This is a genomic window from Enterococcus sp. DIV0436a (assembly GCF_051711605.1).
Classification (GTDB): domain Bacteria; phylum Bacillota; class Bacilli; order Lactobacillales; family Enterococcaceae; genus Enterococcus_B; species Enterococcus_B faecium.
This window is the reverse complement of record NZ_JBIONA010000001.1, coordinates 2,500,001-2,515,373: the sequence shown is the minus strand read 5'-3', so window position 1 is coordinate 2,515,373 and position 15,373 is coordinate 2,500,001. Positions and strand designations below refer to the sequence as shown.

Annotated in this window: 12 protein-coding genes and 1 rRNA gene (1 of these 13 only partly in view); 12 read left to right on the top strand and 1 reads right to left on the bottom strand. The window is 38.8% G+C overall.

Annotated elements, in window-relative coordinates:
• Positions 1-35: 35 nt before the first annotated feature.
• Positions 36-908, bottom strand: a complete 873-nt coding sequence (locus tag IGL15_RS12385) for a carbohydrate ABC transporter permease (RefSeq protein WP_002297754.1) — start codon at positions 906-908, stop codon at positions 36-38.
• 299 nt (positions 909-1,207) lie between these two features.
• On the opposite strand from IGL15_RS12385, the gene IGL15_RS12380 reads away from it, so the two are divergent.
• From IGL15_RS12380 to IGL15_RS12325, 12 genes are all read left to right on the top strand, one after another.
• Positions 1,208-2,182 carry an ABC transporter permease gene (locus IGL15_RS12380; RefSeq protein WP_002286009.1) on the top strand — a complete coding sequence of 325 codons (975 nt, stop codon included), beginning with the start codon at positions 1,208-1,210 and terminating at the stop codon, positions 2,180-2,182.
• 21 nt (positions 2,183-2,203) lie between these two features.
• Positions 2,204-2,896, top strand: a complete 693-nt coding sequence (locus IGL15_RS12375) for a YesL family protein (protein ID WP_002331079.1) — start codon at positions 2,204-2,206, stop codon at positions 2,894-2,896.
• Positions 2,862-4,367: an extracellular solute-binding protein gene (locus tag IGL15_RS12370; RefSeq protein WP_002307983.1), complete on the top strand. Its 1,506-nt coding sequence runs from the start codon at positions 2,862-2,864 to the stop codon at positions 4,365-4,367. The genes IGL15_RS12375 and IGL15_RS12370 overlap by 35 nt, the downstream gene beginning before the upstream one ends.
• Before the next feature lie 73 nt (positions 4,368-4,440).
• Positions 4,441-5,544, top strand: coding sequence for a glycoside hydrolase family 88/105 protein (locus IGL15_RS12365; protein ID WP_002307984.1), 1,104 nt, complete (start codon positions 4,441-4,443; stop codon positions 5,542-5,544).
• 2 nt (positions 5,545-5,546) lie between these two features.
• Positions 5,547-6,884, top strand: coding sequence for a glycoside hydrolase family 28 protein (locus tag IGL15_RS12360; protein WP_002286021.1), 1,338 nt, complete (start codon positions 5,547-5,549; stop codon positions 6,882-6,884).
• Positions 6,871-7,749 carry a dienelactone hydrolase family protein gene (locus tag IGL15_RS12355; RefSeq protein WP_104765266.1) on the top strand — a complete coding sequence of 293 codons (879 nt, stop codon included), beginning with the start codon at positions 6,871-6,873 and terminating at the stop codon, positions 7,747-7,749. Before IGL15_RS12360 ends, IGL15_RS12355 begins: the two co-directional genes overlap by 14 nt.
• Entirely contained in the window at positions 7,746-8,669 is a 924-nt protein-coding gene (locus IGL15_RS12350) for a pectinesterase family protein (protein WP_002307988.1), read from the top strand. Before IGL15_RS12355 ends, IGL15_RS12350 begins: the two co-directional genes overlap by 4 nt.
• Positions 8,666-9,076, top strand: coding sequence for a DUF4064 domain-containing protein (locus tag IGL15_RS12345; RefSeq protein ID WP_049142570.1), 411 nt, complete (start codon positions 8,666-8,668; stop codon positions 9,074-9,076). The genes IGL15_RS12350 and IGL15_RS12345 overlap by 4 nt, the downstream gene beginning before the upstream one ends.
• Positions 9,077-9,079: 3 nt before the next feature.
• The gene (locus IGL15_RS12340; protein WP_049142571.1) at positions 9,080-10,648 is read left to right on the top strand and encodes a glycoside hydrolase family 43 protein; all 1,569 of its coding nucleotides are present in this window, start codon (positions 9,080-9,082) and stop codon (positions 10,646-10,648) included.
• A 239-nt stretch (positions 10,649-10,887) separates the two neighbouring features.
• Positions 10,888-12,306: an MFS transporter gene (locus tag IGL15_RS12335; protein WP_049142572.1), complete on the top strand. Its 1,419-nt coding sequence runs from the start codon at positions 10,888-10,890 to the stop codon at positions 12,304-12,306.
• 11 nt (positions 12,307-12,317) lie between these two features.
• Positions 12,318-13,628: a glycoside hydrolase family 28 protein gene (locus tag IGL15_RS12330; RefSeq protein ID WP_104765265.1), complete on the top strand. Its 1,311-nt coding sequence runs from the start codon at positions 12,318-12,320 to the stop codon at positions 13,626-13,628.
• Between the two features lie 523 nt (positions 13,629-14,151).
• Positions 14,152-15,373, top strand: a 16S ribosomal RNA gene (locus tag IGL15_RS12325); it runs 338 nt beyond the window's last position.

Here is a 15,373-nt window from a genome sequence, read left to right as displayed (position 1 = left end):
TCTGACACAACTACCATTTTGCGTTCAGTACATAATCACCCTTTGACAGAACCTACGAGTGCTCCTTTGACAAAATATTTCTGAACAAAAGGATAAGCAATCAGCATAGGCACTGTTGCAATAACGATAACAGCCATTTTAACTGTTTGTGCTGGTGGAATCACATCAACGGCACTACTTTCTGCTTGCATCCCACTTGATACAATGACGATTTGGCGTAAAAGAATCTGTATCGGCCATTTAGATGAGTCGTTGATATACAAAATAGCAGTCATATAAGTGTTCCAGTAAGTAACAGCATAAAAAAGCGAGATAGTAGCAATAGACGGTAACGCTAATGGCAGCATAATTTTGAAAAATACACCAAAATCTGTGCAACCATCCATTTTTGCTGATTCTTCCAAACTATCCGGCAAGGCTTGGAAAAAGTTTCTCATAATGATCATATTCATTGCATTAACAGCCACAGGCAGGATCATGGCCCAGTAAGAATTGACCAGCCCTAGAGAACGAACAACTAAGAACGTTGGAATCATCCCCCCGCTGAACAACATAGAAAATACAACAAGAAAGTTGACGAAACCTCGACCAAACAAATACTTTCTGGAAAGACCGTAGGCCATCAGTGAAGTTGCACACATACTGACGATCGTTCCGACACCTGTAACACCAATCGAAACAGCAAGTGCTCTAAAAATGGTCGGCGTAGAAAGAATGTAGCGATACGCGTCTAAAGAAAAGGTAGTAGGAAAAAGGATAAACTTTTTCGCGACGACTTCTTGTGTAGAAGCAAAAGATGTAGCGATGATATTTAAAAAAGGAACGATACAGATCAAAGCTAGCAAAATTAGAAACGTATTGTTGAAAAGTGTAAAACTTCTTTCTCCTATAGAGACTTTCTTTTTCATATAGATAGGCTCCTCCTCAAAATAAATTAAATGTTTCTGTTTCTATATGTTCAATTTATCATCGGTGAAAGATTACGTATATAATCATTTCCTATGCTAAGTGTCAGATAGAAAAAAATAGAAGGTTTGCTATGCGTAGTTTATTTGTGAAAAAATACACTTTATCGTTTTGCATAGCACAAAGATCATTGATATGTAAGCGTTTTTACATACGATAAAAATGATTATATACGTAATTCAGATAGTTATCTATCATGAAGTCATAAGCAGCAAACATTCACAAAACTAAGGAGGGGCTTATGGAAAGTGTAAAGAAACAAGAACCATTTCAACTGACGCTATCGAAAAAAGAAGAAAAGCTCAGAAGACGAAAAAAAATAATTGCAGGAATCAAAACGAATAAATTTTTATATGTGATGATTCTGCCGGGAGTCCTTTATTTCTTGATTTTTAGGTATCTTCCTATGGGGGGGCTCGTTATTGCTTTTCAAGATTATCAACCATTTTTAGGAATAATGGGAAGTCCTTGGGTCGGTTTCAAACATTTCATTCGTTTGTTTACAGAACCGACATTCTTTACATTATTAAGAAATACGTTGATCTTGTTCGGATTAAATATCTTCGTGTTTTTTCCGATGCCAATCATCTTGTCTTTACTATTAAATGAAGTAACGAACAAACGGTTGAAAAACGGGATTCAAACGATCATTTACATCCCTCACTTCATGTCTTGGGTAATCATTGTTTCGATTACTTATGTATTTTTGAATGTTGACGGAGGGGTATTGAATGAATTCCTTGCAACAATGGGATTTGAAAAAATCAGTTTTCTAACATCCCCTGAATGGACACGCACAGTATATATCGGCCAAGTGATCTGGAAAGAGTTGGGCTGGTCTACGATCATCTATCTTTCGGCGATAACTGCAGTCGATACACAGTTGTATGAAGCTGCAGAAATGGATGGAGCAGGACGCTTACGCAAAACATGGCATGTTACATTGCCGGCAATTCGTCCAGTAATCATTACCTTGCTGATTCTAAAAATCGGTCAGACATTAGACTTAGGGTTCGAGCATATGTACTTGTTATTGAATTCATTGAATCGAAGCGTTGCAGAAATTTTCGACACCTATATTTATACAGCTGGATTGAAGAATGGACAGTTAAGTTTCAGTACAGCAATGGGATTGTTTAAAGGGGTCGTAGGATTGTTTATGGTAATTTTAGCTAACAAGATTGCCAAAAAGCTAGGAGAAGACGGCGTTTACTAAGATAGAAAGAGAGGGAAAGATATGCTGCAGTCATTAGATAAAATAAACGGAAGGCTAAATCGTATTTTACAGTTGGTTTATTTGAATTTTCTGTGGGGCGGTTTAGTCATCGCAGGTTTGGGAGTTTTTACTTTCGGTCCTGCATCGTATGCGATGGTTGCAGTGATTAGAAAATGGCTGCGCTCAAAAGAAACGTTTCCTTTGACGAAAACGTACTTCACATATTTTAAAGAAAACTATCGTGAAACCTTGCTGATGAGCTGGATATATGGCGCCATCGGGATTGTTTTACTTGTGGATCTTTCTTTCATACACAATTGGTATCTTAGGATCGCTTTGTATATTGCTGCGTTCATATATGTGCTCTCAGCACTCTATATTTTCCCAATCATGGCTCATTATGATTGGAAAGGATATCTTTTCAAAATGAAAATGGCATTTTTATTCGGATTCTCACATCTTCATTACTCATTAGTTTTGATATTAAGTATGGTAGGGATTTATCTGATGATCATACAAACAATGCCAGGTGTTTTAACCTTTATCGGTGGCAGTCTCTTCTTTTCCGCAGTCACGTGGACAGCAAATTCTATATTTTGCCATTTGGAATGGAAGAACTCATATACAGAAAAAACAGAAGAAAACAAAAATATTATTAAAACAGTGAAGGAGAAAATTTATGAAAAAAGCAACGCTCGTAAAATTAGGTCTTAGTTTTGCAGGAATTCTAGCACTTGCCGCATGCGGCAGCAGTTCAAGTAACAGTTCTTCAGAGACAGAAGATGGAAAAGCTAAAATCACTTGGTTAAATATTTTGCATCATGCTTCACCGCCTACAGACACGATTGTGAACTTGATCGAAGAAAAAACCGATACGGAACTGACATTCAACTGGATTCCTGATGCTTCAAAAGAAGAAAGATTAACAACTGCATTGGCTTCTGATGAACTAGGAGATATCGTTACACTTCAAATTGCGATGTTGAAAAACTCTTCTGTCCGCAATGCGTTAAAATCAGGCGTATTCTGGGATGTATCAGAATATTTAAAAGACTATAAAAATTTAAGTCAAATTTCTGAAGATAGAATCGAAGCTGCGAGTATCGACGGTGCCTTGTACGGCGTACCGATACAAAAAGACTACGCTCGTGCTGGCTTAGTCATTCGAAAAGACTGGTTGGATAATCTAGGACTAGATGTTCCAACTACCATGGATGAGCTTTATGAAGTAGCTAAACAATTTACAGAAAACGATCCTGATGGAAATGGTGTGGACGACACAGTTGGTTTTGGCGATCGTGCGCCTAGTGATATTCGTTATACCAGCTTTAAACTTTTCACTTCTTATTTTGGAGCACCAAATGGCTGGGCTGTAGACGATAATGGCAAATTCACTCCAGAATTTGATACAGAAGAGTATATGAAAGCTTTGAATTTTTCAAGAGATCTATTTGAGAATGGCTATTTGGCACAAGACTTTGCAGTTACCCAAAAGACTGATCAGCAAGAACAATTTGCACAAGGAAGAACTGGAATCTACACTGGAATGGTGGATATCAAGAATCTGAAGACGATGGGTCAAGGTATTCAAGATGATATGGAATTAGTGCCTGTAAACAAGATATCAGATGGTGAAGGCGGCGGTTATCATGTTTGGTCAGAAGGAAATGGTATTGGCGGCTTGCTAGCATTTCCCAAATCTCAAGTAAAAGACGAAGCACAATTGAAGAAATTACTTCAATTTGTTGATGATCTTTTAGAAGAAGATGTGTATAAGTTGATGACTGGCGGTATCGAAGGAACGCATTATGAATTGAATGATGATGGCTCTATCGAATTTATCGATATGGATCTTTGGCAGCAGGAGGTGCAACCGTTATCAAGCTCTCGTCCTAGTGAAGTGACGTTCTCTTTCAAAGATACAGACCCTGAAAAAGAATTCTCTAATCAATTGATCAAAGAAAATGAAGAATTTGCTGTATTGGATCCTTCTGTACCATTGGATTCAACGACGAACAATGAAGTAGGATCAGAAATCGAAAAAATCATTATTGATGCAACTGTCCAATATATCATGGGACAGATTGACGAAGATGGATTCAAAAAAGCTGTAGAAGACTGGAAAGCACAAGGAGGCGATCGAATCACACAAGAGTACGAAGAAGCATACAAAGCGGCACAATAATATGGACGATTGGGACAAATACTTCTTGGTATTTGTCCCAAATCCTATTTTAATTTTTAAAGGAGAGCAAATAATGGAAAACTGGTCAAAGAAATTAGCAAAAAGTATCATGGAAAGAACACCTCGCTTATATGAAGAAAAGTGGTATAAAGGAAAATGGTCTTATGACTATGGTGTCGTACTTAAAGGATTCCAATTGCTTTGGGAACAAACACAAGAAAAAAATTATTTTGATTTCATAAAAGACAATATCGACTATTTCGTGCAAGAAGATGGAACGATCCGTGGCTACAGCGTTGAAGAATACAATATCGACCATGTAAATACAGGAAAGCTTTTCTTTTTATTGTACAAAGAAACAGGCGAAGAAAAATATAAAAAAGCAGCAGCACTCCTTACACAGCAGTTGGCAAACCATCCACGCACATCCGAAGGAGCTTTTTGGCATAAAGAAATTTATCCTTATCAAATTTGGTTGGATGGCTTATATATGGGTTCTCCTTTTTATGCTGAATTTATCCAGAATTTTAGTGAAGAAAAAGATTACCAAGATGTTTTGAGACAGTTTGAAATCAGTTATAAACATCTATTCGATCCAAAAACAAATTTGCTGATTCATGCATGGGATGAAAAGAAGGTCCAACCATGGGCTGATCCAAAAACAGGTCTATCCCATCATTTTTGGAGCCGATCGATTGGCTGGTATTTGATGGCTGCAGCAGATACCTATGAATTACTTCATGAAGAAACAGATTGTTCTTTGCTGAAAGAAATTCTAGAAAAGACACTGGCTGCATTACTTCCATATCAAGAAGAAAACAGCGGGACATGGTATCAAGTAACAACAGAAACAAAACGGAAAGGAAATTATCTGGAAGCTTCCGGCAGTAGTATGTTTGTTTACGCAATGGCTAAAGGAATACGTTTGGGACTGCTGAACAAAGAAGAATGGCTTCCACAAGTGAAGAAATCACATCAAGGATTACTTGATGAATTTGTTCTGGAAACAAAAGAAGGCTGGCTGAACTTGAATAAAAACTGTCAAGTAGCAGGGTTAGGCGGAGCAGATCAGCGAGATGGTTCATATGCTTACTACATCAGTGAACCAATTATTTGTAATGATCAAAAAGGCGTTGGTGCATTCTTGCAAGCATTGATTGAAGTGGAGGCATTATAAATATGTATGATATTTTGACATTTGGCGCATCAATTGATGAATTGAATACTGAAGCAATACAACAAGCCATTGATGCTGCAGCAAGTGACGGAGGCGGGACCGTAGTTGTTCCAGCAGGTGAATTTCTAACAGGAGCTTTATTTTTAAAAAGCAATGTCGAACTTCATTTAAGCGCAGGAGCGGTTCTGAAATTCTCTGACGATCCAAAAGATTATCCTGTTGTTCATTCACGTTGGGAAGGAGTCCATCGAAAAGTTTATGCTTCCTGTATCTATGCTCAAAATGTAGAGAACATCTCTGTCACTGGTTTCGGTACATTAGATGGAAATGGAAAAAAATGGTGGCATACTTTTAGAAATGAACCAGATAATCTCGCTTATCCTCGTCCTAAATTGATGAGTTTCCATAACTGTCATCGAATTACTGTGAAAGATATTAAATTGATCCAGTCACCAAGTTGGACGATCAACCCGATTCTTTGCAGTAATGCAACGTTTGATAACTTGACGATCTTGAACCCAGCGGATTCACCAAATACAGACGGAATTGATCCAGAATCATGCAAAAATGTGCGTATTAGTAATTGCCATATTGACGTGGGAGATGACTGTATTGCAATCAAGGCAGGGACTGAAGATACGTACGAAAGGATCGCTTGCGAAAATATCACGATCACAAATTGCACGATGGTCCATGGACATGGCGGTGTCGTATTAGGAAGTGAAATGAGTGGTAGTATTCGTAATATTACCATTTCAAATTGTATCTTCCAAGAAACTGATCGAGGAATACGATTGAAATCTAGACGAGGTCGAGGCGGGATCGTTGAAGATATTCGAGTATCCAATATAGTCATGGATAATGTGATGTGTCCATTTATACTGAATCTTTATTATTTCTGTGGTCCGCGAGGGAAAGAACCGTATGTATGGGAAAAAAAGGCTTATCCGATAGATGAACGGACACCAGCATTCAGAAGGATCCATTTTTCGAATATCACGGCAAGGAATGTCCATGCTTCTGCAGGTTTTATTTATGGATTAGCGGAACAATTCATACAAGAAATCACATTTGACAATATCGATGTCTCGATGGCCCAAGATGCAGTTCCCGGTGTTCCTGCTATGATGACAGGAATAGAGGAAATGAGCAGACAAGGATTTTATATTGGCTTTGCGGGTAAGGTTTCCTTTAACCAGATGTCGATTGAAAATCACGAGGGACCAGCATTTCTATTAGAAAATACGAAAGAAATCAGTATTGAGAAATTCCAATCAAATCAATCAGAAAATATGGATGAACTGGTTGTTCGTAAAAACTTTGCTTATGCAGTTGAATGATTTTTTAGGTGCTCCATCTAGCAGACTTACCCCTAGTGGAAAACGATTATACCGAGAAAAACAAAACGGTTTTATGCTTGAATACTATCAATTGTACTTAAATGAATTGGAAACAGTACCAGCCCTCTATGCTTATCCAGAAAAAGAAGGACCGTTTCCGACGGTCCTTTACCTGCATTCTCACGGCGGAGATTTTTCAGTCGGGAAAAGTGAATTGATCCATGGTGCTCCTTACTTAGCTTCTCCATCTTTTGCAGAAGTACTGACAGGAATGGGATATGCTGTTTGGTCGATTGATGCTTGGGGATTTGAAGAACGCGGAGGTATTTCTGAAAGCGAGTTGTTCAAACAATTTTTATTAACAGGAAAAACGTTATGGGGAATGCGTATTTATGATGTGATCAGCTTGATCGATTATTTGGAGACAAGGGAAGACACAGATACTCAACGGCTCGCAACGATTGGTCTTTCTATGGGAGGCTTATTAAGCTGGTGGGTGGCAGCATTGGATTCTCGTGTCAAAGTTTGTATTGATCTAGCGGCACAGGTGGACATCGAAACACTTTTGCTACATCGCCGCCTAGATCATCATGGGTTTTATTACTATGTGCCAAATCTATTGACAGCTTATACAACGTTAGCAATCCAAGAAAAAATCGCTCCGCGCCCTCGTCTTAGCTTAGTTGGAAAAAACGATACGATGTGCTTGGACGAAGGCGTACTGAAGCTGAGAAAAGGGCTGGACAAAAAGTATCAATCAATGGGTAGTCCAGAAAACTTTTCTTCTTTTTCTTTAACAGGCGGTCATATGGAAACACAAGAAATGAGAAACATCTGGAAACAATTCATAAGGGAGCATTTATGAGGATGAAAGACAAACTGATAATTGGAAAAAATGCTATAGATACCCCGACGGATTTTGAAACTATCCAAGAAGGAATCGATTATTTGGCAGGCCTGCCGGATAGCTATCCAAAGGTCTTGATAGTAAAAGAAGGAAGATATGATGAATATATAGAAAGCAGATTATCCAATTTTAAACTTGTGGGAGCAGGAACAGTAGTGATCTCCGGTAATCGTTTTGCAAAACAGGAGTATCTTGACGGTAGCCAGTTAGGGACTTTCCGAAGTGCTACTTTTTTCTTAGAAGGATCGAATGTCGTATTAGAAAATCTTCACATCGAAAATACAGCAGGTCCAGGAGAAAAGGTAGGACAGGCTGTTGCTTTATTCAATTCAGGAGATCGCGTATCTTTAAAAAACTGTCGACTATCTGGTTATCAGGATACCTTATGCACGGGTCCGTTGCCTGATTTGCAAAAAGATGGTACTCCTTTTTGTACACCGGCTTCTGCCAATCCTGAGTATTGTCGTCAGACCTATGAATATTGCTGGATTGAAGGAACGGTGGATTTCATATTTGGTGGGGCAGATGCCGTTTTTCATCAGTGTCATATCCATAGCTTAGCCAGTAAAAATCCTGGATACATCACAGCAGCATCTACGCCGAAAAATCAAAAAACAGGGTATCGTTTTGAAAGCTGTACCTTGACTGCAGAACCTGATACTAGAAACGTCTATTTAGGAAGACCGTGGCGTCCGTATGCAAATGTCTTATTTGAAGCGTGTAAGATAGGTGAGCATGTTCACCCAACTGGTTGGGATAATTGGGATGACAAGAAAAATGAACAGACTGTCAAATTCTCTGAACGTAATAACAATTATGAAACATCGATCAAAAGACCTGAATGGATACATTTAGAAAAGCAGGGGGTTCAGAAATGAAAAGAAAATGGGAACTATTGCTAGGAATGGTCGGTGGCAGTCTATCTTTGATTTTCTTTGGCGGGTTAGCAGTTACTTTAAGTAATATGTCTGCGTCAGAGTTTAAAAAAAGTTATCAGTCGCTTGCTGTAGATCATCCAACTTTGTCTTTAGAAAATACATTTGGATTATTACAGGACATGACTGGTCTGTTTGCCGTTGTGTTGTTTATTTCACTTGCTTTTTTAGCAGTAGCATTGTTTTTGACTGCTAAAGGAAAATACTTAACAACTGCCACTGGTTTGTATTTTATAACAGGATTCATATTGTTGATTGGCACTCAGTTTATTGCGTTTCCTTTTACATTTTTTTATTTCGCAGCTGGGGCATTCAGTTTATATCGAGTAAGAATGAGAAAAGGAGCCTGAATCATGCAGACTATCAAAGTGAAAAATCCTATTTTAAGAGGATTCAATCCAGATCCTAATATATTAAGAGTGAAAGAGCGGTATTACATTATTGTCTCCTCTTTTGAATGGCTTCCAGGAATCCGAGTATATGAGTCGAAAAATTTAGTCAACTGGTCACATACAACGGATATTTTGACCACTCAAGTATCTTTGCAAGGAAATCCTACAAATGGAAGTATATGGGCGCCACAGATCAGTTATGCTGATGGATTGTTTTATCTTGTTTACACAGATGTCAAAAGTGCAGGCCGTCCGTTTAAAGATGTCCACAATTATTTGATCACTGCATCTGAGATCACAGGTCCTTGGTCCGAACCAATTTATTTAAATAGTAACGGCTTTGATCCTTCTTTGTTCCATGATCTTGAAACGGGAAAAAAATGGCTTGTCAATGAACTATGGGATTATCGTCTGGACACACCGAATAAATCCAGCGGTATCGTATTACAAGAATATGATGCAGAGAAGAAGAAGCTTGATGGTCCCATCTATAAAATATTTGCAGGTACAGAATTAGCGAAAACGGAGGCACCACATTTGTATTTTCGTAACGGGTATTATTATTTGATGACGGCAGAAGGCGGTACAGGAAGAGGACATTCAGTTACAGTTTGCCGAGCAAAGAATATTACTGGTCCTTACGAGCTTGATCCTGGTTTTCCTATGCTGACAGCTAGTGACAAACCTGCTTCTACATTGCAATGTACAGGACATGGGAGCTTAGTACAAACCCCGTCAGGAAGATGGTACATGACATATCTTTGTACCAGACCATTAAACGGTGCGGCTATTTTGGGAAGAGAAACCGCTATTCAAGAAGTGTATTGGACGTCCGACGATTGGTTAAGACTTAAAGATAGCAAGACAACTCCGATGGAAGAAATAATGATTGAGACAAATGAAGAGGTACAACAAGAAAAAGATCATCAGTTTATGGATACATTTGAAGGAGAGCTAAAGAAGAACTGGAATGCCAGACGCATTTTGCCAAATGCTGATTGGTGTGATACAAAATGTAGACCAGGTTTTTTACGTCTGATTTCCGGTGAATCTCTTCAATCTACCTTCGAACATCATTTGTTAGCTATTCGGCAAACGGATTTTACTTTTGATGCGGAGACAGCATTTGAATACATGCCTAATAATTTTAATCAGATGGCTGGACTGGTACTGTACTTAAATGAGTCCAATTATATTTATTGTTATGTTACTTGGAATGAGGACAAGGGAAAATGCCTACGTATGATAGAATCAGAAAACGGAGTAGCACAAATAGAAGATTGGACGATTCCACTCACAGAAAAGAAGACTTTTTTGAAAGTCACTGTAAAGAAAGAGACAGCACAGTTTCATTTGAAAGACGTATCAACTGAAGAATGGAAGAAAGTAGGTCCGCAAAAAAACATGTGTATACTCTCAGGAGGGTTTACTGGAAATTTTATCGGGATAGCAGTGCATGATTTAAATAAAAAAAGAGGAAGTTATGCTGATTTTGAGTTTTTCAAGTATGATGGAAAAGATCATCTGTAATTTAATTCTTTAATAAATGAGGTTCACTAACTTATTTTCACTAGTTAGTGAATTTTTTTGTTTGTATATATTGTTATGTAAAAAAAGTTATCAATCTTATGCATCAATGTTTTTAGATTATTTTTTGTTTTTTATCTGTCAAGATAATGCAATAAAAAGCCAACATTGTGAATATAAAAACAAGGAAAAAAGAGTTATAATTTTGAAAACGTTTACTAGAAGAGGGAGGAGGAATTCAAATGCTTTCACAAAATGCTGTTACAGCAAATACAGTAAAAAAAGAAAAAAAGGAATTTGGGATTTCCGATAAGATAGGCTACATGTTCGGTGATCTAGGTAACTGTTTTATTTTAGGTTTAGTCAATAGTTTCTTGATGATTTATTATACGAATGTTCTTGGCGTTTCAGGGGCGATCGTAGGTACGTTATTCTTGTTTTCGAGAATTTTGGATGCGTTTGCTGATGTGATGGTTGGAAGATTATGTGATGTCTCAGAGTTAACAGAAGCTGGCCGATTTATTCCTTGGATCAGAAAAATGAAGTATCCATTTTGCTTAGTGACTGTCATTTTGTTTTTGCCATTCGTCCAACATCTTCCAATGACGGTGAAGATTGCTTATATTTTTGTTTCATACATTGTTTATGGGATTTTTCTCTCAACAATCAATATCCCGTATGGAGCAATGGCAGCAGCAATTAGCTCAAATCCTAATGACCGCACCTCGTTGTCCACTTTCCGAAGCATTGGTTCTGCGATTGGCGGATCAACTACAGGATTCTTCATTCCGATTTTAATGTATACCCATAACAAGAGTGGACAACAAGTCGTTTCAGGGAATCATTTCTTTTGGATTTCAATCGGATGTGCTGCAATTGCATTTGTCGCATATATGTTAACTTGTAAATTGACTACTGAAAGAGTAAGAGTTGTCAAAAACGAAAAAGTATCTGCTTCTCAGTTGGTAAAAGGTTTGTTAGCTAATCGAGCACTGATTATTTTAGTCATTGTTGACATTTTCATTGTGATCAATCAGATTTTAGCTGGGACGAATATGACTTATTTATTCAATGATTACTTCCATAATAAACAAGCAATGTCTGTTGCTCTTTTATTTACTTACGGAACAGTAGTAGTTTTAGCACCATTTGCTACAAAGCTGACAAAATTATTTGGTAAAAAGGAAGCAAGCGTATTTGCGTTACTTGCTTCTTCATGTATGTACTTGCTGATGTATTTCCTTCATATAACAAATGCATGGGTATATCTGATTCTTTTATTTATCGCTACTTTAGGATCTGGTTTATTCAATTTGATGGTCTGGGCATTCATTACTGACGTGATTGATTATCATCAATATAAGACAGGCTTAAGAGAAGATGGAACAGTATATGGAGTAAATTCTTTTGCGAGAAAAGTAGGACAAGCATGTGCAGGAGCGGTAGGCGGATTTATGCTGGCACTCATTGGTTACCAATCGTCTACAACAGGTGGAGCCATCCAATCAGTTTTAGTACAAGAAAGGATTTATACGATGGCAAACTTGTTACCAGCATTCTGCTTATTTGTATCCGCAATCATTTTGCTAGTAGGTTACCCACTGAATCGTTCAAAAACTGTATTTATTGGTGAAGAATTGAAAAAAATCAATGAAAGATAGGGAGAAACGTATTGCGGACAAAAAAAGGGATTATCAATGCTTTGAACTTTAAAACAAACGACACTCAACAAGATGATACAATAATACTGCAAAAAGCAATCGATCAAGGTGCGAAAGAACACTTACCTGTATTTATTCCAAAAGGTATTTATTTAGTCGGCGCACTTTTTTTAAAAGATAAGAGCCATCTCATTTTCGAAGAAGGGGCTGTTCTCAAGGGAAAAACAGAGATCGAAGCATTTCCAGAGATTGATACACGAGTTGCTGGAGTAGAAATGAAATGGCCAGCAGCGATTTTGAATGTTCTCTCAGCAAAAGATATTCTTATAGAAGGAAAAGGAATAATCGACGGTCAAGGAGAGCATTGGTGGGAACTATATTGGGGGAAAGACCAAAAAAGCGGAACAAGAGCTGAATATGATCGAAAGGGACTGCGTTGGATTGCAGATTATGCTATTAAGCGTCCGCGGGCGTGTTTACTGTATCATGCAGAACATGTTGTCATTCGTGATTTGATTTTTCAAAAATCAGGTTTTTGGAACCTGCAAATCACTTATTCTAACGATGTATTAGTAGAAAAAGTAATCATCCGTCATAATGATGGGCCAAGTACAGATGGGATTGATATTGATTCTTCAACAGATGTGCGTATCTATGAATGTGATTTGGCCTGTGGTGATGATTGTATCGCTATTAAATCTGGCAGGGACGGTAACGGTGCAAGAGTCAATCGAAAATCATCAAGAATCGAGATTGCGAGATGTAACATTCGTTCAGGTTACGGTGTAACTATTGGTAGCGAAGTTAGTGCTGGAGTTAGTGATGTGTATATTCACGATATCGATTTTTTTCAGTCAGACTGTGGTATTCGAATGAAATCTTCAAGAGAAAGAGGGGGAGTGATTGAAAATATCAGGGTAGAAAACCTGAATATGATGGATGTACAATTTCCGTTTTCTTGGATAATGGACTGGCATAATGAATATAATAGAAAAAATAGCAATGATCTTGAACGAATGCCAGAAAGCTGGCAAGCAGTGGCTGAAGAAATACCTGAATCAAAACAAATGACAAAAGTCAGAAACATACATGTCAAAAATGTACAGGCAAGTCTTTCTCCAGGCTATCCACTTCCTTCCCGGGCTTTTGACTTGGTAGCATTTCCTGAAAAAACTATAGAAGATGTCTGCTTTACTCATTGTACAATAACTGCAAAAGAATTTGGACGAATCGAAGCAGTTCAAAACTTATGTTTCGAAAGCTGTATTCTATCAATAGAAACAGGGAACACAGTTGCAAACAATACTTTTGACAATCGTTGAAATTATAATAAGGTCAAGCTAAAATATTATTTTAGCTTGACCTTTATTTTTTTAAATGATATATTAAACAACGTTGTCGCATCTGATTGAAACATTTTGTGAAATTTCCAAAAAAGAGTTGACACATGTTTTTAGACGTGATAAGATAACTGAGTCGTTAAAAAAGAACAGCTTGCGAAGCTTGATTCTATCGAAAAAAACTTCAAAAAAGTTCTTGACAAATAACAAACAACAAGTTATGATAAATGAGTTGCTGAAAGATTTCGAAAAACGAAATCGAAAAAAACTTTTAAAAAAAGAGTTGACAATCACTTGCCGCTCTGATATGATATAAAAGTTGCTACGGCAGCCAAAACAAATCGGGAAACACTCTCGATGAAGTAGACCTTTGAAAACTGAACAAAGTAAGACAAACCAAATGTGTAGGGCGTCTTGATTCAATTCAAGACAACAAACATTTTTAACAAGCAAGCAATATGCTAGCAAACAAATTGAGCTTAACAATCGCAAGATTGTTCGAACTTTTTATGAGAGTTTGATCCTGGCTCAGGACGAACGCTGGCGGCGTGCCTAATACATGCAAGTCGTACGCTTCTTTTTCCACCGGAGCTTGCTCCACCGGAAAAAGAAGAGTGGCGAACGGGTGAGTAACACGTGGGTAACCTGCCCATCAGAAGGGGATAACACTTGGAAACAGGTGCTAATACCGTATAACAATCGAAACCGCATGGTTTTGATTTGAAAGGCGCTTTCGGGTGTCGCTGATGGATGGACCCGCGGTGCATTAGCTAGTTGGTGAGGTAACGGCTCACCAAGGCCACGATGCATAGCCGACCTGAGAGGGTGATCGGCCACATTGGGACTGAGACACGGCCCAAACTCCTACGGGAGGCAGCAGTAGGGAATCTTCGGCAATGGACGAAAGTCTGACCGAGCAACGCCGCGTGAGTGAAGAAGGTTTTCGGATCGTAAAACTCTGTTGTTAGAGAAGAACAAGGATGAGAGTAACTGTTCATCCCTTGACGGTATCTAACCAGAAAGCCACGGCTAACTACGTGCCAGCAGCCGCGGTAATACGTAGGTGGCAAGCGTTGTCCGGATTTATTGGGCGTAAAGCGAGCGCAGGCGGTTTCTTAAGTCTGATGTGAAAGCCCCCGGCTCAACCGGGGAGGGTCATTGGAAACTGGGAGACTTGAGTGCAGAAGAGGAGAGTGGAATTCCATGTGTAGCGGTGAAATGCGTAGATATATGGAGGAACACCAGTGGCGAAGGCGGCTCTCTGGTCTGTAACTGACGCTGAGGCTCGAAAGCGTGGGGAGCAAACAGGATTAGATACCCTGGTAGTCCACGCCGTAAACGATGAGTGCTAAGTGTTGGAGGGTTTCCGCCCTTCAGTGCTGCAGCTAACGCATTAAGCACTCCGCCTGGGGAGTACGACCGCAAGGTTGAAACTCAAAGGAATTGACGGGGGCCCGCACAAGCGGTGGAGCATGTGGTTTAATTCGAAGCAACGCGAAGAACCTTACCAGGTCTTGACATCCTTTGACCACTCTAGAGATAGAGCTTCCCCTTCGGGGGCAAAGTGACAGGTGGTGCATGGTTGTCGTCAGCTCGTGTCGTGAGATGTTGGGTTAAGTCCCGCAACGAGCGCAACCCTTATTGTTAGTTGCCATCATTCAGTTGGGCACTCTAGCAAGACTGCCGGTGACAAACCGGAGGAAGGTGGGGATGACGTCAAATCATCA

Coding starts and splice junctions, on each gene's coding strand:
- IGL15_RS12380 (WP_002286009.1), top strand. CDS start 1,208: ATGGAAAGTGTAAAGAAACAAGAACCATTTCAACTGACGCTATCGAAA.
- IGL15_RS12340 (WP_049142571.1), top strand. CDS start 9,080: ATGCAGACTATCAAAGTGAAAAATCCTATTTTAAGAGGATTCAATCCA.
- IGL15_RS12345 (WP_049142570.1), top strand. CDS start 8,666: ATGAAAAGAAAATGGGAACTATTGCTAGGAATGGTCGGTGGCAGTCTA.
- IGL15_RS12385 (WP_002297754.1), bottom strand. CDS start 908: ATGAAAAAGAAAGTCTCTATAGGAGAAAGAAGTTTTACACTTTTCAAC.
- IGL15_RS12335 (WP_049142572.1), top strand. CDS start 10,888: ATGCTTTCACAAAATGCTGTTACAGCAAATACAGTAAAAAAAGAAAAA.
- IGL15_RS12360 (WP_002286021.1), top strand. CDS start 5,547: ATGTATGATATTTTGACATTTGGCGCATCAATTGATGAATTGAATACT.
- IGL15_RS12375 (WP_002331079.1), top strand. CDS start 2,204: ATGCTGCAGTCATTAGATAAAATAAACGGAAGGCTAAATCGTATTTTA.
- IGL15_RS12370 (WP_002307983.1), top strand. CDS start 2,862: ATGAAAAAAGCAACGCTCGTAAAATTAGGTCTTAGTTTTGCAGGAATT.
- IGL15_RS12365 (WP_002307984.1), top strand. CDS start 4,441: ATGGAAAACTGGTCAAAGAAATTAGCAAAAAGTATCATGGAAAGAACA.
- IGL15_RS12355 (WP_104765266.1), top strand. CDS start 6,871: ATGCAGTTGAATGATTTTTTAGGTGCTCCATCTAGCAGACTTACCCCT.
- IGL15_RS12350 (WP_002307988.1), top strand. CDS start 7,746: ATGAGGATGAAAGACAAACTGATAATTGGAAAAAATGCTATAGATACC.